This is a genomic window from Micrococcus sp. KT16 (assembly GCF_003315015.1).
GTDB lineage: Bacteria > Actinomycetota > Actinomycetes > Actinomycetales > Micrococcaceae > Micrococcus > Micrococcus luteus.
This window is the reverse complement of the sequence record NZ_QNRG01000003.1, coordinates 122,196-148,709: the sequence shown is the minus strand read 5'-3', so window position 1 is coordinate 148,709 and position 26,514 is coordinate 122,196. Positions and strand designations below refer to the sequence as shown.

The 26,514-nt window shown below is 73.7% G+C and carries 28 protein-coding genes and 1 tRNA gene; 14 read left to right on the top strand and 15 right to left on the bottom strand.

Features of this window, described 5'->3' with window-relative positions:
* Nucleotides 1-33 precede the first annotated feature (33 nt).
* Nucleotides 34-1,593, bottom strand: coding sequence for an adenosylhomocysteinase (gene ahcY, locus DE149_RS04145; protein ID WP_230260086.1), 1,560 nt, complete (start codon nt 1,591-1,593; stop codon nt 34-36).
* Between the two features lie 45 nt (nt 1,594-1,638).
* Entirely contained in the window at nt 1,639-1,941 is a 303-nt protein-coding gene (locus tag DE149_RS04140) for a DUF3499 family protein (RefSeq protein WP_020628239.1), read from the bottom strand.
* Nucleotides 1,942-2,003: 62 nt separating this feature from the next.
* On the opposite strand from DE149_RS04140, the gene DE149_RS04135 reads away from it, so the two are divergent.
* Nucleotides 2,004-2,549 carry a hypothetical protein gene (locus DE149_RS04135; RefSeq protein ID WP_227717921.1) on the top strand — a complete coding sequence of 182 codons (546 nt, stop codon included), beginning with the start codon at nt 2,004-2,006 and terminating at the stop codon, nt 2,547-2,549.
* 55 nt (nt 2,550-2,604) lie between these two features.
* Here DE149_RS04135 and DE149_RS04130 read toward each other — a convergent pair whose 3' ends face one another.
* Entirely contained in the window at nt 2,605-3,126 is a 522-nt protein-coding gene (locus DE149_RS04130) for a WhiB family transcriptional regulator (RefSeq protein WP_061866907.1), read from the bottom strand.
* A gap of 171 nt (nt 3,127-3,297) precedes the next feature.
* On the opposite strand from DE149_RS04130, the gene DE149_RS04125 reads away from it, so the two are divergent.
* A complete protein-coding gene (locus DE149_RS04125; RefSeq protein ID WP_020628242.1) occupies nt 3,298-3,921 on the top strand; it encodes a hypothetical protein in 624 nt (207 codons plus the stop codon).
* 27 nt (nt 3,922-3,948) lie between these two features.
* Here DE149_RS04125 and DE149_RS04120 read toward each other — a convergent pair whose 3' ends face one another.
* Nucleotides 3,949-4,509: a GtrA family protein gene (locus DE149_RS04120; protein ID WP_113913999.1), complete on the bottom strand. Its 561-nt coding sequence runs from the start codon at nt 4,507-4,509 to the stop codon at nt 3,949-3,951.
* Between the two features lie 162 nt (nt 4,510-4,671).
* On the opposite strand from DE149_RS04120, the gene DE149_RS04115 reads away from it, so the two are divergent.
* The 4 genes from DE149_RS04115 to manA are packed head-to-tail and all read left to right on the top strand — an operon-like array spanning nt 4,672 to nt 9,330.
* A complete protein-coding gene (locus tag DE149_RS04115; protein ID WP_113913998.1) occupies nt 4,672-5,877 on the top strand; it encodes a 5-(carboxyamino)imidazole ribonucleotide synthase in 1,206 nt (401 codons plus the stop codon).
* Nucleotides 5,874-6,431, top strand: coding sequence for a 5-(carboxyamino)imidazole ribonucleotide mutase (gene purE, locus DE149_RS04110; protein WP_049147836.1), 558 nt, complete (start codon nt 5,874-5,876; stop codon nt 6,429-6,431). The genes DE149_RS04115 and purE overlap by 4 nt, the downstream gene beginning before the upstream one ends.
* The gene (locus DE149_RS04105) at nt 6,431-8,044 is read left to right on the top strand and encodes an LCP family protein (protein WP_113913997.1); all 1,614 of its coding nucleotides are present in this window, start codon (nt 6,431-6,433) and stop codon (nt 8,042-8,044) included. The genes purE and DE149_RS04105 overlap by 1 nt, the downstream gene beginning before the upstream one ends.
* Before the next feature lie 41 nt (nt 8,045-8,085).
* Nucleotides 8,086-9,330 carry a mannose-6-phosphate isomerase, class I gene (gene manA, locus DE149_RS04100; protein WP_113913996.1) on the top strand — a complete coding sequence of 415 codons (1,245 nt, stop codon included), beginning with the start codon at nt 8,086-8,088 and terminating at the stop codon, nt 9,328-9,330.
* Nucleotides 9,331-9,353: 23 nt separating this feature from the next.
* Here manA and glpX read toward each other — a convergent pair whose 3' ends face one another.
* A complete protein-coding gene (gene glpX, locus DE149_RS04095; RefSeq protein ID WP_113913995.1) occupies nt 9,354-10,376 on the bottom strand; it encodes a class II fructose-bisphosphatase in 1,023 nt (340 codons plus the stop codon).
* Nucleotides 10,377-10,483: 107 nt separating this feature from the next.
* Here glpX and DE149_RS04090 point away from each other — a divergent pair, with 107 nt between their 5' ends.
* The 3 genes from DE149_RS04090 to DE149_RS04080 are packed head-to-tail and all read left to right on the top strand — an operon-like array spanning nt 10,484 to nt 13,219.
* On the top strand, nt 10,484-11,074 hold the full coding sequence (locus DE149_RS04090; protein ID WP_113913994.1) for a DUF4245 domain-containing protein: 591 nt from the start codon (nt 10,484-10,486) through the stop codon (nt 11,072-11,074).
* Entirely contained in the window at nt 11,071-11,742 is a 672-nt protein-coding gene (locus tag DE149_RS04085; RefSeq protein ID WP_002854504.1) for a carbonic anhydrase, read from the top strand. The genes DE149_RS04090 and DE149_RS04085 overlap by 4 nt, the downstream gene beginning before the upstream one ends.
* Nucleotides 11,743-11,797: 55 nt before the next feature.
* Nucleotides 11,798-13,219 carry a class II fumarate hydratase gene (locus DE149_RS04080; protein WP_113913993.1) on the top strand — a complete coding sequence of 474 codons (1,422 nt, stop codon included), beginning with the start codon at nt 11,798-11,800 and terminating at the stop codon, nt 13,217-13,219.
* Between the two features lie 90 nt (nt 13,220-13,309).
* Here DE149_RS04080 and DE149_RS04075 read toward each other — a convergent pair whose 3' ends face one another.
* Complete coding sequence (locus tag DE149_RS04075) at nt 13,310-13,813, bottom strand: A24 family peptidase (RefSeq protein WP_041105007.1); 504 nt, start codon at nt 13,811-13,813, stop codon at nt 13,310-13,312.
* Between the two features lie 345 nt (nt 13,814-14,158).
* Nucleotides 14,159-15,607: a PhoH family protein gene (locus tag DE149_RS04070; protein ID WP_078025758.1), complete on the bottom strand. Its 1,449-nt coding sequence runs from the start codon at nt 15,605-15,607 to the stop codon at nt 14,159-14,161.
* Between the two features lie 227 nt (nt 15,608-15,834).
* Between DE149_RS04070 and DE149_RS04065 the strand changes: the two genes are divergently transcribed.
* The gene (locus DE149_RS04065; RefSeq protein WP_227717990.1) at nt 15,835-16,476 is read left to right on the top strand and encodes a rhomboid family intramembrane serine protease; all 642 of its coding nucleotides are present in this window, start codon (nt 15,835-15,837) and stop codon (nt 16,474-16,476) included.
* Here DE149_RS04065 and DE149_RS04060 read toward each other — a convergent pair.
* Nucleotides 16,455-17,228 carry an isoprenyl transferase gene (locus tag DE149_RS04060; protein ID WP_041105013.1) on the bottom strand — a complete coding sequence of 258 codons (774 nt, stop codon included), beginning with the start codon at nt 17,226-17,228 and terminating at the stop codon, nt 16,455-16,457. The two genes, DE149_RS04065 and DE149_RS04060, sit on opposite strands and share 22 nt — an antisense overlap.
* Before the next feature lie 105 nt (nt 17,229-17,333).
* Here DE149_RS04060 and DE149_RS04055 point away from each other — a divergent pair, with 105 nt between their 5' ends.
* On the top strand, nt 17,334-18,053 hold the full coding sequence (locus DE149_RS04055) for a hemolysin III family protein (RefSeq protein WP_073115952.1): 720 nt from the start codon (nt 17,334-17,336) through the stop codon (nt 18,051-18,053).
* A 156-nt stretch (nt 18,054-18,209) separates the two neighbouring features.
* Here DE149_RS04055 and DE149_RS04050 read toward each other — a convergent pair whose 3' ends face one another.
* Entirely contained in the window at nt 18,210-18,614 is a 405-nt protein-coding gene (locus DE149_RS04050) for a hypothetical protein (RefSeq protein ID WP_036316330.1), read from the bottom strand.
* 48 nt (nt 18,615-18,662) lie between these two features.
* Nucleotides 18,663-19,655 carry a mycothiol conjugate amidase Mca gene (gene mca, locus DE149_RS04045; RefSeq protein ID WP_080772541.1) on the bottom strand — a complete coding sequence of 331 codons (993 nt, stop codon included), beginning with the start codon at nt 19,653-19,655 and terminating at the stop codon, nt 18,663-18,665.
* Nucleotides 19,656-19,770: 115 nt separating this feature from the next.
* Here mca and DE149_RS04040 point away from each other — a divergent pair, with 115 nt between their 5' ends.
* From DE149_RS04040 to DE149_RS04030, 3 genes are all read left to right on the top strand, one after another.
* The gene (locus DE149_RS04040) at nt 19,771-20,217 is read left to right on the top strand and encodes a DUF4307 domain-containing protein (RefSeq protein WP_002856530.1); all 447 of its coding nucleotides are present in this window, start codon (nt 19,771-19,773) and stop codon (nt 20,215-20,217) included.
* A gap of 257 nt (nt 20,218-20,474) precedes the next feature.
* Nucleotides 20,475-20,969 (top strand): transcription elongation factor GreA, encoded by a 495-nt coding sequence (gene greA / locus DE149_RS04035; RefSeq protein WP_073115954.1) that lies wholly within the window; start codon nt 20,475-20,477, stop codon nt 20,967-20,969.
* Nucleotides 20,970-21,065: 96 nt separating this feature from the next.
* Nucleotides 21,066-21,704 carry a GPP34 family phosphoprotein gene (locus DE149_RS04030; RefSeq protein ID WP_113913992.1) on the top strand — a complete coding sequence of 213 codons (639 nt, stop codon included), beginning with the start codon at nt 21,066-21,068 and terminating at the stop codon, nt 21,702-21,704.
* A gap of 10 nt (nt 21,705-21,714) precedes the next feature.
* Here the strand turns inward: DE149_RS04030 and ilvA are convergent, their stop codons facing one another.
* From ilvA to DE149_RS04005, 5 genes are all read right to left on the bottom strand, one after another.
* Complete coding sequence (ilvA, locus tag DE149_RS04025) at nt 21,715-23,046, bottom strand: threonine ammonia-lyase (protein WP_113913991.1); 1,332 nt, start codon at nt 23,044-23,046, stop codon at nt 21,715-21,717.
* On the bottom strand, nt 23,046-24,263 hold the full coding sequence (locus tag DE149_RS04020) for an AI-2E family transporter (protein ID WP_113913990.1): 1,218 nt from the start codon (nt 24,261-24,263) through the stop codon (nt 23,046-23,048). The genes ilvA and DE149_RS04020 overlap by 1 nt, the downstream gene beginning before the upstream one ends.
* Nucleotides 24,260-25,231: an aldose 1-epimerase family protein gene (locus DE149_RS04015; protein ID WP_113913989.1), complete on the bottom strand. Its 972-nt coding sequence runs from the start codon at nt 25,229-25,231 to the stop codon at nt 24,260-24,262. The genes DE149_RS04020 and DE149_RS04015 overlap by 4 nt, the downstream gene beginning before the upstream one ends.
* A gap of 121 nt (nt 25,232-25,352) precedes the next feature.
* Nucleotides 25,353-26,228, bottom strand: coding sequence for a Bax inhibitor-1/YccA family protein (locus DE149_RS04010; RefSeq protein WP_036384970.1), 876 nt, complete (start codon nt 26,226-26,228; stop codon nt 25,353-25,355).
* Between the two features lie 184 nt (nt 26,229-26,412).
* Nucleotides 26,413-26,489 (bottom strand) — tRNA-Leu (locus DE149_RS04005).
* Nucleotides 26,490-26,514 lie beyond the last annotated feature (25 nt).

Genomic DNA, 26,514 nt, shown 5'->3' with positions numbered 1-26,514 from the left:
CGAGTGGGTCCGTCCGCCCGCGGGCGCCGGGGATCAGTAGCGGTAGTGGTCGGCCTTGTAGGGGCCGGCCACGTCCACGCCGAGGTACTCGGCCTGGGCCTTGGTCAGCTCGGTCAGCCCGACGCCGAGGGCGTCCAGGTGCAGGCGGGCGACCTTCTCGTCCAGCACCTTGGGCAGCGTGTAGACGCGCTTCTCGTAGTGCTCGCCGGTCAGGGCGCCGGTGCCCGTGGAGCCGCCGAAGAGCTCGATCTGCGCCATCACCTGGTTGGTGAAGGACGCGCTCATCACGAACGAGGGGTGGCCAGTGGCGTTGCCGAGGTTCAGCAGGCGGCCCTCGGAGAGCACGATGATGCTGCGCTCGGCCTCCGTGCCGCCGTCCAGGGTCCACTCGTGGACCTGCGGCTTGATCTCCGTCTTCACGACGCCGGGGATGCGGGCCAGGCCGGCCATGTCGATCTCGTTGTCGAAGTGGCCGACGTTGCCCACGATGGCCTTGTCCTTCATGGCGGCCATGTGCTCGGCCATGATGATGTCCTTGCCGCCGGTGGTGGTGACGAAGATGTCGCCCTCGCCCACCACGTCCTCGAGGCGGGCCACCTGGTAGCCGTCCATCGCGGCCTGCAGCGCGCAGATCGGGTCGATCTCCGTGACGATCACGCGGGCACCCTGGCCGCGCAGGGCCTCGGCGGCGCCCTTGCCGACGTCGCCGTAGCCGCAGACCACGGCGACCTTGCCGCCGATCAGCACGTCCGTGGCGCGCATGATGCCGTCCGGCAGGGAGTGGCGGATGCCGTACTTGTTGTCGAACTTGGACTTGGTCACGGCGTCGTTCACGTTAATCGCCGGGAAGAGCAGGCGGCCCTCCTGCGCCAGCTGGTAGAGGCGCAGCACGCCCGTGGTGGTCTCCTCGGAGACGCCGCGCAGGGTGCCGGCGGTGCGGGTCCAGTGCTGCGGGTCGCGGGCCAGCGAGCGGCGCAGCGTCTCGAGGATGATCCGGTACTCCTCGGGGTCGTCCTCGGTGGCGCTGGGCACGGCGCCCGCGGCCTCGAACTCGACGCCCTTGTGCACCAGCAGGGTGGCGTCGCCGCCGTCGTCCAGGATCATGTTGGGGCCGAGCTCCGGATCCTCGTCCGCGCCCGGCCAGGTGAGGATCTGCGAGGCGGTCCACCAGTAGTCCTCGAGGGACTCGTTCTTCCAGGCGAACACCGGCACGCCCTGCGGGTCCTCGGGGGTGCCCGAGCCCACGACGACGGCGGCGGCGGCCTCGTCCTGCGTGGAGAAGATGTTGCAGGAGGCCCACCGGACCTCGGCGCCGAGGGCGATGAGGGTCTCGATGAGCACGGCGGTCTGCACGGTCATGTGCAGGGAGCCGGCGATGCGGGCGCCCTTGAGCGGCTGGGCCTCCCCGTACTCCTCGCGCAGGGACATCAGCCCCGGCATCTCGTGCTCGGCCAGGCGGATCTGGTGGCGGCCCGCCTCGGCCAGGGACAGGTCCCGGACCGTGAAGTCGAACGAGGCACCGGGCACGGTGGTGCGGTTGGCGAAGGCCGGGTCGACGTCGGGGGTGCGGAACTCTGCGGAGGTCTCAGTCATGCCCTCCAGCCTAGCGAGGCCCCGGACGGCACGACACGTGCCGCGTCAGTCCCCGTCACGCACCACGCGCAGCCCGGGGCGGGCCGGCGGGACGGCCATGGGCCGGGTGGGGACCGTGCGCACGCCGCCGTCCGCGTCGACGGCCTCGTAGTGCTCGGGCAGCTCCAGCCGCAGCACCTCCCAGCCGCGCGGGGCCGTGGTGCGCCGAGCGTGCTCGCCGCAGAGGTCGTACGTGTGCGGCTCCGCCCGGCGCGACAGGGGCCCGATGACCACCTGCGAGTCCGCGTAGTTGTACGTCAGCGTGGCCAGGGCAGGGCTCTGGCATCCGGTCTTGCTGCAGCGTCGCATGGGTCCCACGCCCGCCACCCTACTCGGCGGACGGCCCGGAGCGGTGGCCTACCATGGCGCGCATGACCGCGTCCGCCTCCTCCGATCCCCTCGACCCCCTGCCGTTCCGGGCGGGCGACGCCGCGGGGGCCGAGCCGGGCGTCGAGGGCGGCCCGGCCGAGGCCGGCGTCTCCTCCCCCGCGGGGCGCGGCGGTCGGGACCGCCGTGGCCGAGGGCTGCGGCATCCGCGCCCGTTCGGTGCACGCTCGGAGCGGGGCCGGGGCGAGGCGCTGCTGACCGCCGTCGAGAAGGCGGTGGACCGGCTGGGCTCCCTGGACGCGCCCGGGCTGCGGCACGTGACCGCGCGGGTGGAGCGCATCCCGGACCGGCTCGACGAGCGGCTGCGCGAGCTGCACGCCGGCCGGGAACGGGATGAGGAGGCGCTGTTCGCGCGGGCCGAGCGGCAGGGCCGGGACGGGGTGCTGATCACCCTGTTCGAGCGGCCGCTGCGGGACGCGGCCGACCCGGCCGACCTCGAGGGGGCCGTCTACGGGGTGGCGCTGAGCCGTTGCGCCGACGCGCTGGGCGTGGACCCGCAGGTGCTCGACCCCAGCTGGGGCCGCGGCTGAGCCCGGGCCGGGCGGTCCGCACCGGGCACCGCGCCCGGTGGACGGGCGCCGCGCGTCAGGCGCGGGCGCGGCGCAGGCGGCGACGCTCGCGCTCGGAGAGCCCGCCCCAGATGCCGAAGCGCTCGTCGTTCGCCATGGCGTACTCCAGGCACGCGTCCTTGACGGTGCAGGCCTCGCACACACGCTTGGCGTCCCGCGTGGAGCCGCCCTTCTCCGGGAAGAACGCCTCGGGGTCCGTCTGCGCGCACAGGGCGTCCGCCTGCCAGGCCAGCTCGCCCTCGACGGGCTCGGTGGTCACGCCCGGGATGGCGGCCCAGTCGGCGGAGACGGGCACGGCCTCGACCGGACGCTCGTCACCGGGGAAGAGGGCGGTGACGGTGGCGGCCGGGGTGCCGGTCTCGCCGTCGAGGTCGTGGGCGGTGAGGAAGGCGGTCGCCTGATCCTCGAGGCTCGCGCCGGCGACGCCGGCCTGCGGGTCGGCGGGGTCGAGGAACCAGTCGCTGGGGACGCTCCGCGGACGAGGCGCCGGCGCGGGATCGGCGTGGTGCGCGTCCTCAACTCGCTGGGTCTGCTCCATGTGTGACGCCTCTTCCCGGGATCGACGTGGCGGCTGTGGGCCGGGTGACCATGCGGTCCGCGCGGGTGCCGGGCAAGCCGGCGGGCCCCTCCTGGCGGGACCGTTGGCCCGGGTTCATTACATCGGTGTGATTCGTGCCGAGTCAAACCGAGCGGGTGCCACACTGGGCCCATGGTCTCCCTCTCCGCACCCCGGTCCACCGGCCCCCTCGTGCTCCGCCTCGCCTCCTCCCCGCGGCCCGCGCTCGTCCAGGAGCCGGGGGCCCCGGACGAGCCCGGCGCGGTGGACCAGCGCATCGAGCTCTCGGGCCGCGTGACCGTGAACTGGGCCGCCAAGTTCGCGGGCCTGCTCGGCGCCGAGGGCATCGGCGCGGGCGACGCCGTCGCCCTGGACCTGCCCGTCCACTGGCTCTCCCACGCCCTCGCCCTCGGCGTGCTCTGCGCCGAGGCCGAGCCCGCCCTCGAGGGCGACTCCCCCGCCGCCGTCCTCACGGACCGGCCCGAGGCGTGGCCGGACCCGTCCGTGGCCGTGTTCGCCGTCGCCCTGCCGCGCGGCCTCGAGCCCGAGTTCGACGGCCCAGCCGTCGACCCGGCCGTCGTGGACGTGGCCGCCGAGATCCGCGCCCAGCCGGACGCCCTGCCCGGCCCCGTGGACCACGTGCGGCCCGCGTCGATCCCGGCCGGGGCCGACGTCGCCCCGGACGACGACGGCCCGCGCCCCCGCCTGACGTGGGCGGGAGTGCGGGCCGCGCTGGAGGCGTGGGACGCGGGCCGGGCGGTGACCGTGCGCCCCTGACGGGGCGGCGGGGTCAGGCCGGGACGCTCAGACCCCGGCGTCGGGGGTGTGGTGCCGGCCGTGCGGAGGCAGCTGGTCCTCGCGCAGCACGGGCATCTGGCCGGTGATGATCGCGAGGTCGTTGGCGAAGCCGGGCTCCACGTCCAGCTTCTCCTTGAACACCCAGAACCGGTAGGCGAAGTAGCGGAACACGGTGCCGAAGAACAGGCCGATCACGTTGCCGGCGATGAACAGGCCGGTCGGGTCGGTCACGCCCATCAGGTACTGCGCGATCGCCACGCAGCCGGCCTGGATGCCCAGCCCGATCGCGTTCATGATCAGGAACATCACGAGCTCGCGCGTCTTGTTCGAGGAGCGCTTGTCCCGGAACGTCCAGTAGCGGTTGGCGACCCAGCTGAACAGGGTGGCGACGACGCCGCCCACGATCTTGGCCTTGACGTTGGACCCCTCGAGCGGGCCGGTCATCATCCACCAGAAGACGAGCGAGTCCACCACGAACGCGGCCGCACCGACGGTGCCGAACTTGGCCACCTCCCGCCACAGCAGGGAGGCCATCCCGGTCAGGCGGCCCCAGAGATCGGACAGCATGGGCGTGGACTCCTCGGTTCGGGACGGGGGTGTGCACGCGGGGCGGACCCGCGCAGGGCTGGGGAACACTGTAGCCGCGCCCCCGGCGCGCGCCCTCCTCGGATCCGGCATCGGCCACCCCTCCGTGACGGAGTTCTCAGCCGGTCCGACTACCCTGTCCGGGTGACTTCCCCTCGACTCGGTGTGATCGGTGGCGGGCAGCTGGCCCGCATGATGGCGGGCGCCGCCGCGGAGCTCGGCGTGCCCTTCCGCGTGCTCGCGGAGGCCCCGGACGCGTCAGCGGCCCAGGTCGCCCCCCACGTGGTCGGCGACCACACGGACCTGGCGGACCTGCGCGCGTTCGCGGCCACGGTGGACGTGGTCACCTTCGACCACGAGCACGTGCCCACCGAGCACCTGCGGGCCCTGCAGGAGGCCGGCGTCGTCGTGCGCCCCGACCCCGAGGCGCTGCAGCACGCCCAGGACAAGCTGGTCATGCGCGCCGCCGTCGAGCGGCTGGGCCTGCCGAACCCGGCGTGGGCGCCGGTCGATGACCTCGAGGCCGTCCTCGCCTTCGGCGACGAGCACGGCTGGCCGATGATCCTCAAGACCGCCCGCGGCGGCTACGACGGCAAGGGCGTGCTCAAGCTCGACGACGCCGACGACGCCCGCGCCTCCGCCGCGGACGGCACCCTGGCCGCGTGGCTCGGCGCCGGCATCGCCCCGCTGCTGGCCGAGGCCCTCGTCCCCTTCTCCCGTGAGCTCTCCGCGCAGGTGGCGCGCACCCCCTCCGGTGAGGTGGCCGTCTACCCCGTCGTCGACTCGGTCCAGGTGGCCGGCGTGTGCGACCTCGTGGTCGCCCCGGCCCAGGACCTCGACCCGGCCGTCGCCGCGGCCGCGACCGCCGCGGCCGTCCGCCTCGCCGAGGAGCTGGACGTCACCGGCATGCTCGCGGTCGAGCTGTTCGAGACGCCGGGGGTCGGCCCGGGCTTCCAGGTGAACGAGCTGGCCATGCGCCCCCACAACTCCGGCCACTGGTCCATGGACGGCGCCGTCACCGGCCAGTTCGAGCAGCACGTCCGCGCCGTGCTCGACCTGCCGCTGGGCGAGACGGCCCCCCGCGGGGCCGGCGTCGTGATGAAGAACGTCCTCGGCGGCGCCCGCGAGGACCTGCACGCCGGCAGCGTCGCGGCCCTCGCCGCCCACCCGCAGGCCAAGGTCCACCTCTACGGCAAGGACGTGCGCCCGGGCCGCAAGGTCGGTCACGTCAACGTCGTCGCGGACCACGGCCTCAGCCTCGAGGAGGCCGTGCGGACCGCCGAGTCCGCCGCCGCACTGCTGCGCGACGACGCCCCCACCACCGGCACCGAGACGGAGGCCCGCCCATGACCGCCACGCCCCAGTCCCCCGCCCAGCCCCTGCAGGACGACGCCCCGGTCGTCTCCGTCGTGATGGGCTCCGACTCCGACTGGCCCGTGATGAGCGCGGCCGCCGAGGCCCTGCGCGAGCTCGACGTGCCCGTCGAGGTCGGCGTGGTCTCCGCGCACCGCATGCCCCACGAGATGGTGGAGTTCGGCGCCCGCGCGCACGAGCGCGGCATCCGCGTGATCGTGGCCGGCGCGGGCGGCGCGGCGCACCTGCCCGGGATGCTCGCCGCCGTCACCCCCCTGCCCGTGATCGGCGTGCCCGTGAAGCTCAAGAGCCTGGACGGGATGGACTCCCTGCTCTCGATCGTCCAGATGCCCGCCGGCGTGCCGGTGGCCACCGTCTCCATCGACGGCGCCCGCAACGCCGGCCTGCTGGCCGCCCGCATCCTCGCCTCGGCCGACACCGCGGAGGGCGACCGCCTGCGCGCCGCCCTCGCCGAGCACGCCGACGAGCTCAACGCCCAGGCCCGGGCCAAGGGGGCCCGCCTGCGCGAGCGGATGGCCGCCGACCGCTGATGTCGCCCGCCACCGGATCCGTGCCCGCCGGTCACGCGCAGCCCGACCCGCTCCGAGATCCACGCGTCGCCTCCCCCACCGAGCGCACCCGCCGGGCGCTGATCCTCACCGCCCTGACCCTGCTGGTCCCCGGCGGCGCCCAGCTCGTCGCCGGCAGCCGCCGGCTCGGCCGCGTGGCGCTGCGGGTCACCGTCACCGTGTGGGCCGTGCTGATCCTCGGGCTGCTGTGGTGGCTGGTCTCCCGCGCGAGCCTGATCTCGCTCATGGCCCGGGACGGCGTGCTGCTCGGGCTGGCGGTGGTCCTGGCGGCGCTGGCGGTGGGCTGGGCGGTGCTGTGGGTGGACACGTTCCGGCTGATCCGGCCGCACCTGCTCGCCCCCGGCGCGCGGAAGATCACGGCGGCGGTCACCGCGCTCGCGCTCGTGCTCACCAGCGGCGCCCTGCTCTACGGCGGCTGGGCGGCGAACACGAGCCGCGGGGCGCTCGGCGAGGTCTTCCAGGAGGGGCCGGCCGTCCCGGAGGCCGAGGGCCGCTACAACATCCTGGTCCTGGGCGCGGACGCCGGCGAAGGCCGCCAGGGGCTGCGCCCGGACTCCATGCACGTGGTCTCCGTGGACGCCCGCACCGGCGCCATCGTGATGTTCTCCCTGCCCCGCAACCTCCAGAACGCGCCGTTCGTCGAGGGCTCCCCACTGTGGGACGTGTACCCGAACGGCTTCGACTGCGGCGACGAGTGCATCCTCAACGCCCTCTACACGGACGTGGAGGAGCATCACGCAGACCTCTACCCGGACGCCGAACACCCCGGCGCCGAGGCCATGAAGGACGCCGCCGGCGGCATCCTCGGCCTGGACGTCTCCGGCTACGCCCTCATGGACATGGGCGGCTTCGCCCAGCTGATCGACGCCATGGGCGGGGTGGACGTCGTCAGCGGCGGCTACGTGGTGCACCGCGGCGTCCGGCCCGACGGCGCCTGGGGCAACATCTGGTGGGAGCCGGGCACCCACCACTTCAACGGCGACGACGCGCTCGCCTTCGCCCGCTCCCGGCACTGGTCCACCGACTACGCCCGCATCCGCCGGCAGCAGTGCATGCAGGCGGCGATGCTGGAGCAGTTCAGCCCCGCCACCGTGCTCACCCGCTTCGAGGGGATCCTCGCGGCGGGCCAGCAGATCGTGACCACCGACCTGCCGCAGTCCCAGCTCGGCACGTTCGCGGACCTCGCCGAGCGCTCGCGCGGCCAGAAGATGCGGCGGCTGACCATCGGCCCGCCCGACTTCGGCGACACGGGCACCCACTTCACCACCTACCCCGACTACGACCTCGTCCACCGCCGCGTGGACGAGATGCTGGCCGCCGAGTCCCCGACCGCCGGATCGGAGCCGACCGGGGTCTCGGCGACGCCGCTGCTCACCGTGCTGGCCGTCGTCGCGCAGGAGACGCAGGCCCCCGACGTCGACGAGGACGACCCGGCCACGTGGCCGGCCCCGCCGACCCGCACCGACGGCGAGCCCTTCACCGCCGAGGACCTGATGACGGCCGAGGACCTGGGCCAGGAGGACGTGCTGAACCACGCGTCCTCGACGAACGGGCTGTGCGCCCCCGCCCCGTGAGGCGCGACGCGCGGGCCGACGGGCTGACCTAGGCTGGGCGCATGCACGTCCTGAAGCCCGTGATCCGTGACTACGCCTGGGGCTCCCCCACGCTCCTCGCCGACCTGCAGGGACGCGAGCCCACCGGCCGCCCCGAGGCCGAGCTGTGGCTGGGCGACCATCCGGGCGCCCCGTGCGTCGCCGTCGTGGCGGACGGCGCCCACATCGGCCTGGACGAGGTGGTGGCCGCGGACCCGGAGCGCTGCCTCGGGCCCGTCGCGCCGGAGGGCCGGCTGCCCTTCCTCATGAAGCTGCTCGCCGCGGGCGCCCCGCTGTCCATCCAGGCGCACCCCACCCTGGAGCAGGCCCGCGCGGGCTTCGCCGCGGAGGAGGCCGCCGGCGTGCCGGTCGACGCCCCGCAGCGCAACTACAAGGACGCGAACCACAAGCCGGAGATGCTGCTCGCGCTGACCCCCTTCTCGGCGATGTGCGGCTTCCGCTCCCCCGAGGTCTCCTCGGACAGCTTCGAGGCCCTGGCCCGCGCCCTCACGGAGCGGGCGGACGGGGACACGTCCGCCGTCGCCGTCGCCGCCGCCCGGATCAGCCAGGCCCTCGCCGCCGGGGACCTCGAGGACGCGTTCACCTCGATCCTCGACCCGGACTCCGTGTGGGGCGCCCCCGGCGCCGTGGCGCAGGTCGTGGACGTGCTGCGGGCTGCGCCGGACCTGGCCGAGCGCGACCCCTCGCTGGCCACGGCCCTCGAGGCCGCCCAGCACCACCCGGACGACCCCGGCGTGGTGGTGGCCATCCTGCTCAACCGCGTGGACCTGGCCCCGGGTCAGGCCATCCATCTGCCCGCCGGCAACGTGCACGCGTACCTGCACGGGCTGGGCGTGGAGGTCATGGCGGCCTCGGACAACGTGCTGCGCGGCGGGCTCACCCCGAAGCACATGGACGTGCCCGAGCTGCGCCGCGTGGTCACCTTCGAGGCGCTGCCGGTGCCCTCCACCGAGCCCGAGCGCGTGGCCGACTCCGTGGTGGCCTTCCGCCCGCCGTTCGAGGAGTTCGAGCTGCTCCAGGCCACGCTCGAGGACGACGCCGTCCACGGGCTCGACGTGCACGGGCCCGGGATCGCGGTGGTCACCCGCGGCACGGCGAGCCTGGCCCTGGCAGGCCAGGAGATCGAGCTGGGCCCGGGCGAGGCCGTGTTCCTACCCGCCGCGGAGACGGCGTCCGGCCCGCTGGCCGTCCGCGCCGCGGCCGGCGCCCCGGCGACGGTGCACGTGGCCGGCCTGCCGCGGGGCTGAGCCCGGCAGACCGGCCCGCGGGCTCAGCGGGCGTCGCGGTCCTCCAGCCACTTGGACCACTTCTTCACGTCATGCTCGGCGTCCACGGTGCGGACCGTGCCGGACGACGAGCGCATCACGATGGACTGCGTGTGCACGCGGCCGTCGGCGAAGCGCACACCGCGCAGCAGGTCGCCGTCGGTGATGCCGGTGGCCGCGAAGTAGCAGTGGTCGGAGGTGACCAGCTCGTTCGTGGTCAGCACGGCGTCGAGGTCGAGGCCGGCGTCGAGGGCCTTCTGCTTCTCGGCGTCGTCGGTGGGGGCCAGGCGGCCCTGGATGATGCCGCCGGTGGCCTTGATCGCGCACGCGGTGACGATGCCCTCGGGGGTGCCGCCGACGCCCATCATCATGTCCACGCCGGTGTCCGGGCGGGCGGCGGCGATGGCGCCAGCGACGTCGCCGTCCAGGATGAACTTCACGCGGGCGCCGGCCTGGCGGATCTCCTTGACCAGGCCCTCGTGGCGGGGGCGGTCCAGCACGCACACGGTCACCTGCGAGACGGGCTTGTCCAGGGCCTTGGCCACGAGGTTCACGTTCTGCTTCACCGGCAGGCGCATGTCCACGAAGTCGGCGGCCTCGGGGCCCACCACGAGCTTGTCCATGTAGAACACGGCCGACGGGTCGAACATGGTGCCGCGCTCGGCCACCGCGAAGACGGAGAGCGCATTGTTGTAGCCCATGGCGGTCAGGCGGGTGCCGTCGATCGGGTCCACGGCCACGTCCACGGCGGCGCCGGAGCCGTCGCCGACCTGCTCGCCGTTGAACAGCATGGGGGCCTCGTCCTTCTCGCCCTCGCCGATCACCACGGTGCCGTCCATGGCCACGGTGTCCATGAACGCGCGCATCGCGTCCACCGCGGCGCCGTCCGCCTTGTTCTTGTCCCCGTAGCCCACCCAGGGGCTCGCGGCGATGGCCGCCGCCTCGGTCACCCGCACCAACTCCATGGCCAGGTTGCGGTCCGGGACGTGATTCTCGTAGCCGGTCTTCTCCGAGGACGCGCTGGTCATCGCTGCTCCGATCCTTGCTCGCGGCGCTCCGTCCGCACGGGACGGGGCGTGAGGGCGGCTCTGCCCCGGTCCTCATCCTACGGGGGCGGTCTCCCGCGGGTGGCACAATGCTGACCGTGAGCTCCGCCGACCCCCACTCCCCCGCCCCCCGCCCCGTCCTGACCGCCACGCAGGCGCAGCGGGCCCGGCAGCCGTGGATGGCCATGGTGCTCTCCCTGGTGGCTCTGCTGGCGATCGTGGCCGTGGTCCTCCTGCTCAACCCGGAGCCGCCGCAGCGGCCCCGCGAGGACCGCGTCGACGTCGCCGCCGAGGCCGCCACGGTCCCCCACGACGACGGCGACCTGCCGGCCCTGGCGCCCGAGGTGCCGGAGTCCTGGTACGCCAACTACGCCCGCCTGCAGAAGCTGGACGGCGTCTCCACGTGGGACGTCGGCTGGGTGGTCACGGACACGGTGTTCGCGGGCCTGCAGCAGGCCGAGGACGTCGACCCCACCTGGGTGAGCCTGCGGGTGGACCAGGTCCCGACGTCGGAGACGATCGAGATCGACGGGATCGCGTGGGACCTCCACGCCGATCCGAAGAAGCCGGAGCGACGGCTCGTGGCGGAGGTGGACGGCAGCACCGTGGTGCTGACCACCACCGGCGACCGCGCCGTCCTCGAAGACCTGGCGCACGGCGTCGCGAAGGAGACACAATGACCCCCCACACCCGCCCCGAGACGACGCCGGCCCCCGACGTCGTCGTCCCCACCTCCGACCTCACGCCTGCTGAGGCGTGGGAGGTCCTCGCCGAGGGCAACCGCCGCTTCGTGGCGGGCGAGCCGAGCCACCCGAACCAGAACGCCGAGCGGCGCAGCGACCTGACGGCCGGCCAGGCCCCCGTCGCCGTGATCTTCGGCTGCGCCGACTCGCGCCTGGCGGCCGAGATCATCTTCGACCTCGGCCTCGGCGACGTGTTCGTGGTGCGCACGGCCGGCCACGTGATCGACGACGCCGTGCTGGGCTCCATCGAGTACGGCGTGGACGTGCTGGAGATCCCGCTCGTCATCGTCCTGGGCCACAACTCGTGCGGCGCCGTCACGGCGACGGTCGAGTCCTACATCTCCGGCACCATGCCACGCGGCTTCGTGCGCCCCCTCGTGGAGCGCATCATCCCGTCCGTGCTGGCCGGGCGCCGCCGCGGCCTGGAGGAGGTCGACGAGTTCGTGGCCGAGCACGTGGACCAGACCTGCGACCACCTCCTGGAGACCTCGCAGTCCGTCCGCGCGGCCGTCGAGTCGGGGCGCACCGCCGTCGTCGGGCTCACCTACTCGCTCTCCGAGGGCACCGCGCGGCCGGGCCGCGTGCACGGCGACCTGGCGGTCTGACGACGCCGGGCGTCCGGTGCGGCACCGGGCGCCCGCGCCGTCCTAGGATGTGACCATGACCGCAGAGAACACCGATCAGCAGTTCCGCATCGAGCACGACACCATGGGCGAGGTGAAGGTGCCGGTGAACGCGCTCTACCGTGCGCAGACCCAGCGCGCCGTGGAGAACTTCCCGATCTCCGGCAAGGGCCTCGAGCCCGCCCACATCCACGCCCTCGCACAGGTCAAGAAGGCCGCGGCCAAGGCGAACGCCGAGCTGGGCATCATCTCGCAGGAGCGCGCGGACGCCATCGTCGCCGCCGCGGACCAGGTCATCGCCGGCGACCACGACGACCAGTTCCCGATCGACGTGTTCCAGACCGGCTCCGGCACCTCCTCGAACATGAACACCAACGAGGTGCTCGCCACCCTCGCCACCCGCGCACTGAAGGAGGCCGGCTCCGAGGACGAGGTGCACCCCAACGACCACGTCAACGCCTCCCAGTCCTCGAACGACGTGTTCCCGACCTCCGTGCACGTGGCCGTCACCGCCGCCCTCGTGAACGACCTCGTCCCGGCGCTGGACCACCTGGCCGTCTCCCTCGAGAAGAAGGCGGAGGCCTTCGCCGGCGTCGTGAAGTCCGGCCGCACCCACCTCATGGACGCCACTCCGGTGACCCTGGGCCAGGAGTTCGGCGGCTACGCCGCGCAGGTCCGCTACGGCATCGAGCGCATCCAGTCCGCGCTGCCGCGCGTGGCCGAGGTCCCGCTCGGCGGCACCGCCGTGGGCACCGGCATCAACACCCCGAAGGGCTTCTCCGCCCGCGTGATCGAGCTGCTCGCCGAGGAGACCGGTCTGCCGCTGACCGAGGCCCGCAACCACTTCGAGGCCCAGGCCAACCGTGACGGCCTCGTGGAGGCCTCCGGCCAGCTGCGGAACATCGCGTTCTCGCTCATGAAGATCAACAACGACCTGCGCTGGATGGGCTCCGGCCCGAACACCGGCCTCGGCGAGATCGCCATCCCGGACCTGCAGCCGGGCTCCTCGATCATGCCGGGCAAGGTCAACCCCGTGATCTGCGAGGCCGCGATCATGGTGTGCGCCCAGGTGATCGGCAACGACACCACCGTCTCCCTGTCCTCCACCAACGGCGCGTTCGAGCTCAACGTGGGCATCCCCGTGATGGCCGCCAACCTGCTCGAGTCCATCCGCCTGCTGGCCAACACGACGCGCGTCATGGCGGACAAGATGATCGACGGCATCGAGGCCAACGAGGAGCGCTGCGCCTTCCTCGCCGGCGCCTCGCCGTCCATCGTGACCCCGCTGAACAAGGTGATCGGCTACGAGGCCGCCGCCAAGATCGCCAAGCACGCCGTCGCGAACAAGATGACCGTGCGCGAGGCCGTCGTGGACCTCGGCTACGTCGAGCGCGGCGAGATCACCGAGGAGCAGCTGGACAAGGCCCTGGACACCATGTCCATGACCCACCCGGAGTGATCCGGCGGATTCGGTGAGCGGCGCGACGCCGCCTCCCGGGCCACGACGCCGAGCGGCCGTCCTCCCGTGCGGAGGGCGGCCGCTCGTCGTTCACGCCAGCACCAGCACTCCGGCGGCCGCCGCCACCATCGCCGGCCCGAACGGCAGCGCCGTTCGCCCCGTCGCCCGGCCCGCGAGGACCAGCAGCCCCGCCACGACGCCGCCGAGCAGGATCGCGCCCACCCCGGCGGCGAGCACCGCCGTCGGACCGAGCACCCCCGTGTACACGCCCAGCCCGCCGGCGAGCTTCACGTCCCCCATCCCGAGGCCGCCGCGGCTGAGCACGTGCAGCGCGAGCATCGCCACGGTGTAGCCGAGACCGCCCAGCAGGCTGCAGAGGGCCAGGTCACCCCGGCCCGCCAGCAGCGCTCCCCCGGTCATCATCGCCAACCCGCCCAGCGCCAGCCGCAGCGTCCATCGGTTCGGCAGCCGATGTTCGCGCAGGTCCGTGCGCACGAGCACGCCCGAGCACACCGCGAACCACACCAGTCCCAGGGACCACAGCACCGCCGTCGCCGGCGCGCCGTGCGTCCACGCCCATCCCACCCCGCTCATGCGCCCAGCCTAGGCCGGGCGGCGCACCCGCCGGGCCGTCGTCCACAGGGCGATCCGGCCACCTCGCGTTCACGGTCCGGCCACCCGGTGTTCTGCCCACAGCGCAACCGGAGCCGCCCATTGCGACGAGCCCTCGCGTGGGTCTACTGTGAAGTCACGAGCTTCCGGCCGTCTGATGGACGTACGGGGCTCACACAGACCCCATGGCCTCAATCCCGTTTCAAAGGGGCCATGGTGGCGGGCTTCCTCGGTCCCCCATCCCCCCCTCCGCGGGGCCGAGCACCCCCGCCGGGGGCCGCTGCTTCGGCAGCGGCCCCTTTTTCATGACCGACCCCGCCGCCCGGCTCAGGCCCGGCCCTCCTCCAGCAGGTCCGTGACCAGCGCGGCGATCGGGGAGCGCTCGGAACGGGTCAGCGTCACGTGTCCGAACAGCGGGTGGCCCTTGAGGCGCTCCACCACGGCCGCGATGCCGTCGTGCCGGCCCACGCGCAGGTTGTCCCGCTGGGCGACGTCGTGGGTCAGCACGACCTTCGAGTTGCGGCCCATCCGGCTCAGCACCGTGAGCAGCACGTTCCGCTCGAGCGACTGCGCCTCGTCCACGATCACCCACGCATCGTGCAGCGAGCGGCCGCGGATGTGCGTCAGCGGCAGGATCTCCAGCATCCCGCGGTCCACCACCTCGTCCACCACGGACGGGGAGACCAGCGCACCCAGGGTGTCGAACACGGCCTGCGCCCACGGGCCCATCTTGTCGCCCTCGGAGCCGGGCAGGTAGCCGAGGTCCTGGCCGCCGACGGCGTACAGCGGGCGGAACACGACCACCCTGCGGTGCTCGCGGCGCTCCATCACGGCGTCGAGGCCCGCGCACAGCGCCAGCGCGGACTTGCCGGTGCCCGCGCGGCCGCCGAGGGAGACGATGCCCACGCTCGGATCCGTCAGCAGCTCGATGGCCAGCCGCTGCTCGGCGGAACGGCCGTGCAGGCCGAACACGTCGCGGTCCCCGCGCACCAGGCAGGCTCGGCCGCCCTCGCCGACCCGGGCCAGGGCGGAGCCCCGGGGCGCGGTGAGCACCAGCCCCGTGTTGACCGGCAGGCGGTCCGCCTCGGCCGGGGCCTCCTCCGGCCCGGTCTCGACGCCCGTGCCGGTCAGGGTCCCCAGCGGGACGCCGGCCAGGTCGACCTCGCCGTCGTCGTAGAGGGCGTCCAGCCGCTCCTGCGCCACGCTGAGGGAGACGGTGCCGCGCCAGCCCGAGTCACGCACGAGCTCGTGGCGGTACTCGTCCGCGGCGAGGCCCATGGCCGCCGCCTTCACGCGCATCGGCAGGTCCTTGGACACGACCGTGACCATGGCGCCCTCGTCCGCGAGCGCCTTCGCGACGGCGAGGATGCGGGAGTCGTTGTCCGTGCCGCGGATGCCCAGGGGCAGCACGTCCACGGACACGTGGTTCAGTTCGATCCGCAGCGTGCCGCCCTCGGGGGTGATCGGCACGGGCTGGTCCAGCGCGCCGTGGCGGCCGCGCAGGTCGTCGAGCAGGCGCAGGGCCGTGCGCGCGTCGTAGCCGAGGTCGGGGTCGGCGCGCTTGGCCTCAAGCTCCGAGACCACCACGAGCGGCAGGACCACCTCGTGCTCGGCGAAGTGCAGCAGGGCGCGCGGGTCCGAGAGCAGCACGGACGTGTCCACCACGTAGGTCCGCAGGCCGGTCGCCTCCGCCGCCCCCGCCTCGGCACGCGCCTGGCCCGGCCGGCTCGACGGCTCCTGCCGGGTCTGCGCGTGCTCCACGAGCTCTGCCACCATGTCTGCCTCCTGTGCCGGTGAACCGTGCGGACGGGGGTCCGCCCACGGTCCACGCTAGGAAGCGGCGTCGTCCGCCGGGTCCCGGCACGGTGAACCCGGGATGAAGTCACGGTGACGGTCCGTCCGGGCTCCGCCACGGCCCCGGCGTCCCGCGCTCCCTACACTGGAGACGCGCCGCCGACGTCCCGACGGCCGCCCGCTCCCCGTCCACAGGAGGGCCCTTGAGCATGCACCGCCCGTCCCCCGGCCTGCCCGATCTGCCGGGCGGCCCGGCCCCCGCCCCGACCCTGGCCGAGCGCGCCGGCGGCCGCCTGCTGGGCGCCGTCGCGCCCACCGCCGTGCTGATCGCGGCCATGTGGGTCGCGCAGTTCGTGCTGATCTTCCTCGGCCGGGTGATCATCCCCGGCGTGGGCCTGATCCCCCGACGCCTCGACGGCCTCGACGGGGTCCTGTTCTCCCCCGTGCTGCATGCCGGCTGGGCCCACCTGATCGGCAACACGACGGCGCTGCTCGTCCTCGGTCCGCTGGCCGCCCTGGTCTCGCGCCGGCCGGTGGCCCTGCTCGTCTGCGCCTGGCTGGGCTCGGGCCTGCTGACCTGGGTGATCGGCACCCCGGGCGTGCACATCGGCGCCTCCGGGATCGTGTACGCGCTGATCGCGTTCCTGATCGTCTACGGGGTCGCGGTGCGGCGGATCGGGGCGGTCGTCGTCTCCGTGCTCGTTGCCCTCACGCACCTGGGCTCGAGCCTGATCGGCCTGCTGCCGGCACCCGGCATCTCGTGGACCGGCCACCTGGCCGGGGCCGTCGTCGGGGTGCTGCTGGGCCTGTGGTGGGGCCGCGCCGACCGTCAGGTGCCGAACCGGCGCTGACGGCTGCCGTAGTCGCGCAGGGCACGCAGGAAGTCGACCTTGCGGAACGCGGGCCACATGGCCTCGCAGAAGTAGAACTCCGAGTACGCGGACTGCCAGAGCAGGAACCCGGAGAGCCGCTGCTCCCCGGACGTGCGGATGACCAGGTCCGGGTCCGGCTGGCCGCGCGTGTAGAGCCGGTCCGCGATCTGCTCGACGGTGACGGACTCGGCCACCTCCGCCGCGCTGTGGCCCAGGGCGTGCTCGTCCCGCAGCAGCTCGCGCACGGCGTCGAGGATCTCCTGGCGGCCCCCGTAGCCCACGGCCACGTTCACGTGCACGCCGTCGTGGCCCTTGGTCTGCTCGGCGACCTCGGCGAGCCGTCGCGCCATGGGCTCGGGGAGCAGGTCCACCGCGCCGACCGGCTGCACGCAGACGGGGGCGCGGCCCTCGGCCGGCTGGGCGAGGCGCTCCGCCGTCGTCTGGATGATCTCCAGGAGCGGGGCGAGCTCCTCCGCCGGACGCCGCAGGTTCTCGGTGGAGAGCATGTAGAGCGTGACCACGGGGATGCCGGCCTCGTCGCACCAGCCGATGAAGTCGAGGATGCGCTCAGCTCCGGCCTGGTGGCCCTGCTGCGTGGACGCCCCGAACGCGCGGGCCCAGCGACGGTTGCCGTCCACCAGCACGCCGATGTGCCGGGGCAGGCGCTCCGGGTCCAGGCCGCGCGTCAGCCGCCGCTCGTACAGGCGGTAGAAGGCCTCGGGTCGACCCACGGCGCGCTCCCCTCTCGGACGGTCCTGCGAGCCTCCAGGATACGCGCGCGGCACACAGCGACCATCCCGTGCCCCGGCCCCGGGCCGACCGACGACAATGGAGGCATGGACCCTGTGACACCCCTCCGCGAGACCGACGCCGCCCGTCGCCTGCGCTGGCGCATCGAGCGCATCCGCGACCCCGACCATCCGCTGTACAAGCCCCGACTGCGCGGTTGGATCCACGCGGTCATGGCGCCGCTGACGCTCGCGGCCGGCATCGTGCTCATCGTGCTCGCGCCGACCGCGACGCTGCGGTGGGCCAGCGCGGTCTACGCCGTGACGGGCCTGCTGCTGTTCGCGGTCTCGGCGACGTACCACCTGGTGCAGTGGAACGAGGTGGTCTCCCGTGTCCTCAAGCGGCTGGACCACACGAACATCATGCTGGTCATCGCCGGCACCTACACGCCGCTCTCCCTGGCCCTGCTGGCTCCGGACCGGGCGCGCGTGCTGCTCACCCTGGTGTGGGTGGGGGCCGTGGCCGGCGTCGCGTTCCGGGTGCTGTGGACGGACGCGCCGCGCTGGCTCTACACGCCGGTGTACGTGGCCCTCGGGCTGGCGGCGCTGCTCTACCTGGGCGACTTCTTCGCCGCGGATGCGGCGGCGGGGTGGCTGATCGTGGCCGGCGGCGTCGCGTACATCACGGGCGCGGTCTTCTACGCGCTGCAGGCCCCCACGATCCACCGCGAGTGGTTCGGCTTCCACGAGCTGTTCCACGCCTTCACGGTGGCCGGCTTCGTGTGCCACGCCGTCGCCATCTACCGGGCGGTGCTCGTCGTCGCCTGAGCGTGTCGAGGACGGGGGTCTGGGCCCCGCCGGGCAGCGCCGAGGCCCGCAGACGCGCCGCTACGTCCATGCCATAGCGGCGCGTCTGCGGGCCTCAAGGGTTCGGGCGTGGAGTCTCCGGCGTCGAGTCTCGGGCGTGCGCGGGCCCGACGACGGTCAGTCGCGTCCGGTGTCCGGGGCCTGGGGTTCCGGGGCCGGCGCCTGGAGGTAGCCGGGGTACTTCTCCTGCAGGCGGCGCAGCCGGTCCTCGGAGTCCGCGTCCAGGTGCTCGCCGCCCGCGCGGACCTCGTCCGGCAGGTGCTGCTGATGGCGCTCCACGAGCATGGCCTCGGCCTCCGGGGAACGCTGCTGGACGCGGCGCACCGAGCGGACCATGACGCGGAGGACGATGATCGCCATGACCACCATGAGCGCGGTGAACAGGAACCCCTCGATGCCGGGGGTGACCTCCGCCTCCTCGAGCCCGGGGCGCAGCGTCGGCTCCGGGACGGCGGGCACCGGCGCGGGGCTCGCGGCCGCGAGCGCGGTGAGGACGAGGGGAAGGCCAGACAGGGGTGTCACGCCGCCCCACTCTACCGGCCCCGGCCGCACGGCCCGAGCCGGGGCGACTCAGCGCAGGCCGGCGAAGAGGTCGTGCTCCGGCAGCTCGGAGGGCACGCGCGAGTCGATCAGCGCGAAGTCCTCCCACGGCCAGGCGCGCCGCTGCAGGTCGTGGGGGGCGTCGAAGAACATGCCGTCGGGGTCGATCTGCGTGCGGTGCGCCCGCAGGGCGGCGTCGCGCTCGTCGAGGAAGCCGGTGACGTCCACCTGGGTGGTGACGTCGTGGTCCGCGGTGACCCACGGCGGGATGACCTCCGGGTCGGGCACGTCCTCCCCGGCTTCGCGGCGGCGCAGCACCTCGCGCATCGCGTCCATCGCGTCGAACATCATCAGGCGTCGGGCGAACGGCACGTCCTCGCCGTCGGCCTCGGCCACCGCGGCCATCGTGCGGAACTTCCGCGGGTTGAAGCCGCAGTCGTAGTAGACCTTCGAGACCTCCCACGCGGGCCCGGCCTCGGGGTACTCGTCCGCGAGGCCCGCGGCCCGGTACGCCTCCATCGTCACGGCGTGGGCCTGCAGGTGGTCCGGGTGCGGGTAGCCGCCGACCTCGTCGTAGGAGATGAGCACGTGCGGGCGGAACCGGCGCACGAGCGAGATCAGCGGGGCCGCCGCATCCTGGAGCGAGACCTCGGCGAAGCAGTTCGCCGGGAGGGCGGGCAGCGGATCCCCCTCGGGCAGGCCCGAGTCGAGGAAGCCGAGCCAGGCGTGCCGGATGCCGAGGATGCCCGCGGCCTCGGCCATCTCCTCGCGGCGCACGGCCGCGATGTCCCGGTCCGCCCGGGTGGTGTCCCCGAACGACGGGTTGAGCAGGGTGCCGGCCTCGCCGCCGGTGCACGTGACGACCATGACCTCGGCCCCGGCCGCCGCGTAGGCGGCCATCGTGCCGGCCCCCTTCGAGGACTCGTCGTCCGGGTGGGCGTGCACCGCCATGAGACGCAGCCCGGTGGAGGGCGGCAGGGCGGTGCCTGCGGCGGGCTGGGCCTGGGGGGTCTGATCGGTCACGGGGATCGCACACTCCTGTCCGGATGGCGGGGCCGCCGCGGGGGCGGCGGCGTGAGGGGTCCAGGCCGACGTCGTCATCGGCCTCCGGCGGCGGGCAGCGGCTAGGGTGGAGGGGATGTCTCACCACGCCCCCGCGGTCCGCGCGCAGGACCCCACATTAGCCAACCGGTACGGCACGGACCACACGCGTCCGGGCCGTCGTCGGCTGTGGGCGGGCCTCGGCGGGCTCGGGCTGGTCGTGGCCGTGCTGCTGTCCGTGTGGATCGGCCTGAACATGTCCGTGGGCGCCATCGAGTACAAGGACGTCGGCTTCACCATCGAGGACGACGGCCACGCGACCGTCACCTTCCAAGCCTCCGTCCCGGAGGGCGTGCAGGCCGAGTGCGATGTGCTCGTCACCGACTCCCACGCCGCCCCCGTCGGCTTCCGCACCGTCCGCCTGGAGACCCTGCCGGCCGACCGGCGGGACTCCCCCTCGGACGCGCAGCAGCGCTACACCGTGGACGTGCGCACCGTGGTGCGGGGCGACTCCGGCGTCGTCGAGACCTGCCGCAAGGTCTGAGCCCTCCCGGCCGCTCCGCCCTCGGCGTAGCGGCCGCCTTTGGTGTGACGCACGCCGCCCGGATAGACTCGTCGGAGCATTCCCGCCCCGCCGGTGAGTCAGGCAGGCGTCGCACGGAGCCCTCGGGTCACGCGCGTCCTCCTGATCGGCGGGGTCTTTCGCATGCGGGCGCGTCCGCCGGACGCGGATCGCGCACCGGATACGGTGCGCCGCGCCCCGGACTCCGCATCACCCGAGACAGAAAGGCGGAACAGAGCATGACCACCAGCCAGTCCGACGCCCCGTGGCTGACCCAGGAGGCGTACGACCGCCTCTCCAAGGAGCTCGAGTACATCTCCGGCCCCGGCCGCCAGGAGATCATCGAGCGCATCGAGGCCGCGCGCGATGAGGGCGACCTCAAGGAGAACGGCGGCTACCACGCCGCCCGCGAGGAGCAGTCCAAGAACGAGGGCCGCATCGCCGAGCTGAAGCACCTGCTCGAGACCGCCCGCGTCGGCGAGGCCGCCGAGAACGACGGCGCCGTGCACCCGGGCACCGTGGTGACCGCCGTCGTCGCCGGCGACGAGATGACGTTCCTCTTCGGCAACCGCGAGATCGCCGCGGACGACGAGTCGCTCGAGGTCTACTCCGAGCGCTCCCCGCTCGGCGAGGCCATCAACGGTGCCAAGAAGGGCGACAAGGTCTCCTACACCGCCCCGAACGGCAAGGACATCAAGGTCGAGATCAAGGACGTCCAGCCCTACTCCGGCTGACCGACCCCGGCTCCGACGACGGCCGCGGTCCCCTCCAGGGGCCGCGGCCGTCGTCCGTCCCGGGTCCCACCGCGCCCCCGTTGCTACTCTGGCCCCATGCTGACCGTCGAGAAGGCGCACCTGCTGCTCACCCGCGAGGACGGGCTCTCCGAGAGCCCCTCCCACCACCGCGTGGCCCTTGCGGCCGCCGCGCTGGCCGACCACCGCTCCGCCGGGATCGTGACCCTCGAGGACGTCCCCGTGGACCGGGCCCGCGTGCTCGTGACCGCGGCCGGCACCACCGGCGACCCCGTCCTGGACTCCTCCCTCGCACAGGTCGACGCCCTGGCCGGCCGACCGCTCGTGTCCACCGTGGCGGCCGGCAAGCCGGATCTGCGCAAGGCCGTCGTCGCCCATCTGACCGAGACCGGTCGCCTCACCGAGCGCAAGGCCTTCCTGGCCACCCGGCACGTCCCCCGGGGCACCGAGCGCACCGAGCTGCTGGCGCACCTGACCGCCGTGGTCCTCGACGAGGCCGAGCCCTCCGACGAGGACGTGCTCCTGCTCGGCGTGCTGCAGCACCTCAACCTCGCCCGACGCCTGCTGCCGGGCGCCCACGAGCGCTACGACCGCCGCGAGATGGTCCGTCGCATCGAGACGCTGACGCGCGAGGACCTCCTGGTCCAGGCCGTGCGCCGCGCGGTGGGCGGGACCTGCGGCACCATCACCGCGGCCGCCGCCGGCTCCGTGGCCTGAGCCGGCCCGGTCAGGGCAGCGGGGCCGGGCTGTAGCCGGCCGCGCGCAGCGCCTCCAGGACCTGGGCGGAGTGCTCGGCGCCGCGGGTCTCCATGTCGATCGTGATGTGCACGCCGCCCATGGACAGCTCCGGGCCGACGCGGGTGTGGTCCACGCGCACCACGTTGGCGTCCGTGTCCGCGATGATCCGTGAGATCGTGGCCAGCTCGCCCGGGCGGTCCCGCAGCGGGATGCGCACGGTCATATAGCGCCCCGCGGCCGACAGTCCGGCCTGGATGGACTTCAGCATGAGCATCGGATCGATGTTCCCGCCGGAGAGGATCACGGCGGTGGTGCCGAGCTCGAAGCCCAGGTCCGCCGTGCGGCCCGCCAGCAGGGCGGCCACCCCGACGGCGCCCGCCGGCTCCACCACGAGCTTGGAGCGCTCGAGGAGGTGGACGAGGGCCGCGGCGATCTCGTCGTCCGTGACGGTCACGACGGCGTCCACCAGCTCGGCGGCGATCCGCAGCGGCAGGGCCCCGGGCCTGCCGACGGCGATGCCGTCCGCGATGGTGGACACGCTCTCCAGCACCTGGACGCGGCCCTCCTCGAGGGAGCCGGGGAACGCGGCGGCGGTGGCCGCCTGCACGCCGATGACGCGCACCGTGCGCCCACGACGCCGGGCGGCCTCCTTGAGGGCCACGGCCGTGCCGGCGATGAGCCCCCCGCCGCCGATGCCCATGATCACGGTGTCCACGTCCGGCAGCACGTCGAGGATCTCGAGGCCGACGGTGCCCTGGCCCGCGATGACGGCCGGGTCGTCGAACGGCGGGATGAACACGGCACCGGTCTCCGTGGCCCACCGCTGCGCCTCGGCGAGGGACTCATCCACGGTGGAGCCGTGCAGGACGACCTCGGCACCGTGGTCCCGGGTGGCCTGCAGCTTGGGCAGGGCCACGCCGTGCGGCATGAAGATGCGGGCGCGGATGCCGAGCTTGGCGGCCGCGAGGGCGACGCCCTGGGCGTGGTTGCCGGCCGATGCGGCCACGACGCCGCGGCCGCGCTCCTCCTCGCTCAGCTGCGCCATCCGCACGTAGGCGCCGCGGACCTTGAACGAGCCGGCCCGCTGCAGGTTCTCGCACTTCAGGTGCACGTCCGTGCCCACGGCCCGTGAGAGCGCCCGGGAGTGCTGCAGCGGGGAGCGCTCGGCGATCCCGCGCAGCGTCTCGCGCGCCCGCTCGATCTCCTCGAGGGTGACGGGCAGCTCTGCCGGGGCCGGCGGACCGTCGGCGGGCCGCACCCACCGGGGCGACGGCGTCGGTCCGGTCCGGTCCGGGGTGTTCGTGGCCTGCGCCGCGCCCATCAGGCGTCGTCCCCGTGCCGGGTGCCCGCGTCGGCCTCGGAGGCGAGGGCGGCGTCCTCGTGCGTCGAGGGGCGGTACCGGTGGGAGCCGGCCGCCTCGTCCTCCGCGCCGCCCGGTTCGAGGGCGTGGTCCGTCCGCTCCGTGAGCTCCTCCGGCACGTCCGCGGTGAGGGCGCGGACGAAGCTGTTCACGAAGGCCAGCACCGGCACGGCGAACACGGCGCCCGCCAGCCCGAAGACGGTGGACCCGGCGGCGACGGCCAGGAACACGGCCAGCGGGTGCAGCGCGACGGCCTTGCCCATCACGAGCGGCTGCAGGACGTTCGACTCGATCTGCTGCACGAGCAGCACCACGCCCAGCATGAGCAGCGCATTGACCAGGCCGTTGGACATCAACGCCAGGAGCACCGCCATCGCGCCGGTCAGGGTGGCGCCGATCATCGGGATGAACGAGGCCAGGAAGACGAGCACGGCCAGCGGGATGGCCAGCGGCACGCCCAGGATCAGGGCACCGATGCCGATGCCGACGGCGTCGATGAACGCCACGAAGATCTGGACCCGCACGTAGGAGCCGAGCGACTGCCAGCCCGAGCGGCCCGCGCGGCCCACGGTGGCACGGTGCGCCTTCGGCACGAAGATCAGGAGGAAGCGCCAGATGCGGTCGCCGTCGTAGAGGAAGAAGATCAGGGAGAACAGGGCGATGAACAGGCCCGCACCGATGTTGACGGCCGTGGAGCCGAACGTGACGGCGCTGTTCATGACCGTGGCGGAGTTGTCCCGCAGCGTCTGCCACAGGCCCTCCAGCCCGGCACCGGAACGGGGGATCTCCACGCCCACGCCGGCCAGCCAGGCGATCGCGCCGTCGACGGCCTGGCCCAGCTGGTCGCCCAGTTCGGCGAAGCCCTGCACGATCTGCTGACCGGCGAGCCCCATGAGGCCCACCACGACGACGATCAGCAGCAGCACGCACAGCAGGGCGGCCGCGACGCCCGGCACCCGGATGCGCCGCATCGCCTGGTACACCGGGGCCAGCAGGGTGGCCAGCAGCGCGGCCACCAGGATGGGGATCAGCACGAGGCTCACGAAGCTGAGCAGGTACACCACGACGCCGAGGCCGATGACGACGGCCACCAGCCGCCAGGACCAGGCTGCGGCCACCGTCAGCCCATAGGGCACGTCCTTGTTGATCTTGGTCTGGGCCGCCAGGGTCGAGCTCACGCGCGATCCTCCTCGTGTGGGTGGTCGGGGACATGGGGGGTCAGACCCCACTGGACGCTCCAGCGGGCGTGCGGGGCGAGCCGGTGCAGGCCCTCCCCCGAGTTCAGGGCGTCCGCGGGAGCGGTGAGCGGCTCCACCGCGAGCGCCGTGTCACGGCCGGGCAGCCGGTCCGTGACGAAGACGTGGGTGTAGGCGAACGCGTGGTCGGACCACAGGGTCACGGCCCGGCCGTCCCCGGCGAGCAGAGTCTGGCGGTGCCGGCCGTCGGCGTCCGGCGTCAGGCCGGTGAGGCACACGTCCAGGGCGGCCTCGCCCACGGCCCGGCCGCGGCGGAAGTCCAGGTCGGTGCCGTCCACCGGCAGGGTCTCCACGGGGATGAGGTCCTCCCCCGTGCGGATCCAGGCGTCCGCGGGCACGCGCAGGCTCAGCTCCGCCGTCGGGACGTCCCCGATGCGCAGGAACGGGTGGGAGCCGACCGCCACGGGCACGGTGGCGTCCGTGTGGTTCTGCACCTCGGCGGTGACGGTGAGGCCGCCGTCCGCCTCGAGCTCGTACGTGACGCGGTGGGTGAGCCGGAACGGCCAGCCGTGCTGGGGGTGGATCTCACCGCGCAGGGTCACCGCTTGGGCGGAAAACGTCTCGGTGACGAAGTGGGTGTTGCGCAGCAGGCCGTGGCTGGCGTGGCCGCGCGCGGGTTCGGTGACGTCCAGGCGCTGCTCGACGCCGTCCAGGATCCAGCGGGCGCCGGCGACGCGGTTCGGCCACGGGCTCATCTGGATGCCGTTGGCGGCGGGCGGGACCACGTCCTGGCCGTACGGCTCGGTCAGGTCCACGCCGCCCACGCGGTACCTGCGCAGGGCACCGGCCAGGCCGACGACGACGGCCTCCGCGGACCCGCGGTGCAGGCGGTGCTGGGTGCCGGTGGCGTCCGGAGCCCCGAAGGCGGGCAGGTCGCTGGTCTCGGTCACGGGACCTCCTGGGTGACGGCGAGGGACCCCCTCAATCTACGCCCTCGCGGACGCAGACCGCCCCGGCCCTGTGCAGGACCGGGGCGGCGGTGCGGGTCTCCGTGCGGGGACGGGGCGCCGGTCAGTCGTTGCCGCGCAGGATGGCGACGATGCGCAGGATCTCGATGTACAGCCAGATCAGGGTCACGGTCAGGCCGAAGGCCACGGACCAGGAGTACTTCTGCGGGGCGCCGTTCTTCACGCCCACGGCGGCCATCTCGAAGTCCATCGTCAGCGAGTACGCGGCGAGCAGCACGGCGATCGCGCCGATGATCAGGCCCAGGCCGCCCTCACGCATGTTGCCGATGCCGGTCCAGGTGAGGACCAGGTTGACGAGCATGAAGACGAGGTAGCCGATCATGGCGCCCATGACGATCTTCGTCATGCGCGGGGTCGGGCGGAACTTGCCCGAGGTGTAGAGCGCCAGCATCACCGCGAACACGGAGAAGGTGCCGAGCACGGCCTGCACCACGATGCCCGGGTAGGCGCCCTCGAAGAACGCCGAGATGCCGCCCAGGAACAGGCCCTGCGCCACGGCGTAGGCCATGATCAGCACGGGCGAGGGCTCGCGCTTGAACGCGTTGACCAGGCCCAGCACGAGGCCGGCGATCGCGCCGATGATCATCAGGCCCGGCGAGAACCAGCCCACGGCGCCCGCCACCACGACGAGCACGAGCATCAGGCCGGTCTTGCCGACGACGTCGTTGAAGGTCATCCGGCCGGTCTGCTCCGGGCCGGCGGAGGGCGCGCGGAAGGCGTCCTCCATGGACTGCTGGTGCGCGTACTGCTGGGCCGCCTGGCCGGCGCCGAACGCCTGGGCCTGGCCGTACGGGCTCTGCTGCTGGCCGTACGGGGACTGCGCGGACTGCTGCCCGCCCTGGTACCAACCGGGCTGCGCCTGTCCGCCGCCCTGCATCTGCTGCTGGAAGTTCTGAGAGTTCATGACCGGATTCGCCACGGCTCGCTCCTTCGGGTCGAGTCGGCCCGGTCGCACGCCGCCGCAGTGAGCAGCGCTCGTGCCCCGGGGTTCAGCACGATCCTATCGGGATGTCTGCGTCCGCGCGCGGGGCCGGAGCGTGGATCCGCGCCGGTTCACCGGCTGTTCACGGTGGGCGCAGAAGCGAGGCGCGCGGGGAGACGCGTGGTGCCCCCGGCGGGACTCGAACCCGCAACACGCCGATTTTAAGTCGGCCGCCTCTGCCAGTTGGGCCACGGGGGCGTGGCGGGCCCGTGGACGCGGGCCC

What these genes read in the sequence shown, in the direction of transcription:
- DE149_RS04030 (WP_113913992.1), top strand. Translation starts at nt 21,066, where the DNA reads ATGCTGACCGTCGAGAAGGCGCACCTGCTGCTCACCCGCGAGGACGGG.
- greA (WP_073115954.1), top strand. Translation starts at nt 20,475, where the DNA reads ATGACCACCAGCCAGTCCGACGCCCCGTGGCTGACCCAGGAGGCGTAC.
- DE149_RS04140 (WP_020628239.1), bottom strand. Translation starts at nt 1,941, where the DNA reads ATGCGACGCTGCAGCAAGACCGGATGCCAGAGCCCTGCCCTGGCCACG.
- DE149_RS04085 (WP_002854504.1), top strand. Translation starts at nt 11,071, where the DNA reads ATGACCCCCCACACCCGCCCCGAGACGACGCCGGCCCCCGACGTCGTC.
- DE149_RS04105 (WP_113913997.1), top strand. Translation starts at nt 6,431, where the DNA reads ATGTCGCCCGCCACCGGATCCGTGCCCGCCGGTCACGCGCAGCCCGAC.
- ahcY (WP_230260086.1), bottom strand. Translation starts at nt 1,593, where the DNA reads ATGACTGAGACCTCCGCAGAGTTCCGCACCCCCGACGTCGACCCGGCC.
- DE149_RS04135 (WP_227717921.1), top strand. Translation starts at nt 2,004, where the DNA reads ATGACCGCGTCCGCCTCCTCCGATCCCCTCGACCCCCTGCCGTTCCGG.
- DE149_RS04120 (WP_113913999.1), bottom strand. Translation starts at nt 4,509, where the DNA reads ATGCTGTCCGATCTCTGGGGCCGCCTGACCGGGATGGCCTCCCTGCTG.
- DE149_RS04125 (WP_020628242.1), top strand. Translation starts at nt 3,298, where the DNA reads ATGGTCTCCCTCTCCGCACCCCGGTCCACCGGCCCCCTCGTGCTCCGC.
- DE149_RS04090 (WP_113913994.1), top strand. Translation starts at nt 10,484, where the DNA reads ATGCTGACCGTGAGCTCCGCCGACCCCCACTCCCCCGCCCCCCGCCCC.
- manA (WP_113913996.1), top strand. Translation starts at nt 8,086, where the DNA reads ATGCACGTCCTGAAGCCCGTGATCCGTGACTACGCCTGGGGCTCCCCC.
- DE149_RS04055 (WP_073115952.1), top strand. Translation starts at nt 17,334, where the DNA reads ATGGACCCTGTGACACCCCTCCGCGAGACCGACGCCGCCCGTCGCCTG.
- ilvA (WP_113913991.1), bottom strand. Translation starts at nt 23,046, where the DNA reads ATGGGCGCGGCGCAGGCCACGAACACCCCGGACCGGACCGGACCGACG.
- DE149_RS04075 (WP_041105007.1), bottom strand. Translation starts at nt 13,813, where the DNA reads ATGAGCGGGGTGGGATGGGCGTGGACGCACGGCGCGCCGGCGACGGCG.
- DE149_RS04065 (WP_227717990.1), top strand. Translation starts at nt 15,835, where the DNA reads ATGCACCGCCCGTCCCCCGGCCTGCCCGATCTGCCGGGCGGCCCGGCC.
- glpX (WP_113913995.1), bottom strand. Translation starts at nt 10,376, where the DNA reads ATGACCAGCGCGTCCTCGGAGAAGACCGGCTACGAGAATCACGTCCCG.
- DE149_RS04040 (WP_002856530.1), top strand. Translation starts at nt 19,771, where the DNA reads ATGTCTCACCACGCCCCCGCGGTCCGCGCGCAGGACCCCACATTAGCC.
- DE149_RS04080 (WP_113913993.1), top strand. Translation starts at nt 11,798, where the DNA reads ATGACCGCAGAGAACACCGATCAGCAGTTCCGCATCGAGCACGACACC.
- purE (WP_049147836.1), top strand. Translation starts at nt 5,874, where the DNA reads ATGACCGCCACGCCCCAGTCCCCCGCCCAGCCCCTGCAGGACGACGCC.
- DE149_RS04130 (WP_061866907.1), bottom strand. Translation starts at nt 3,126, where the DNA reads ATGGAGCAGACCCAGCGAGTTGAGGACGCGCACCACGCCGATCCCGCG.
- DE149_RS04070 (WP_078025758.1), bottom strand. Translation starts at nt 15,607, where the DNA reads ATGGTGGCAGAGCTCGTGGAGCACGCGCAGACCCGGCAGGAGCCGTCG.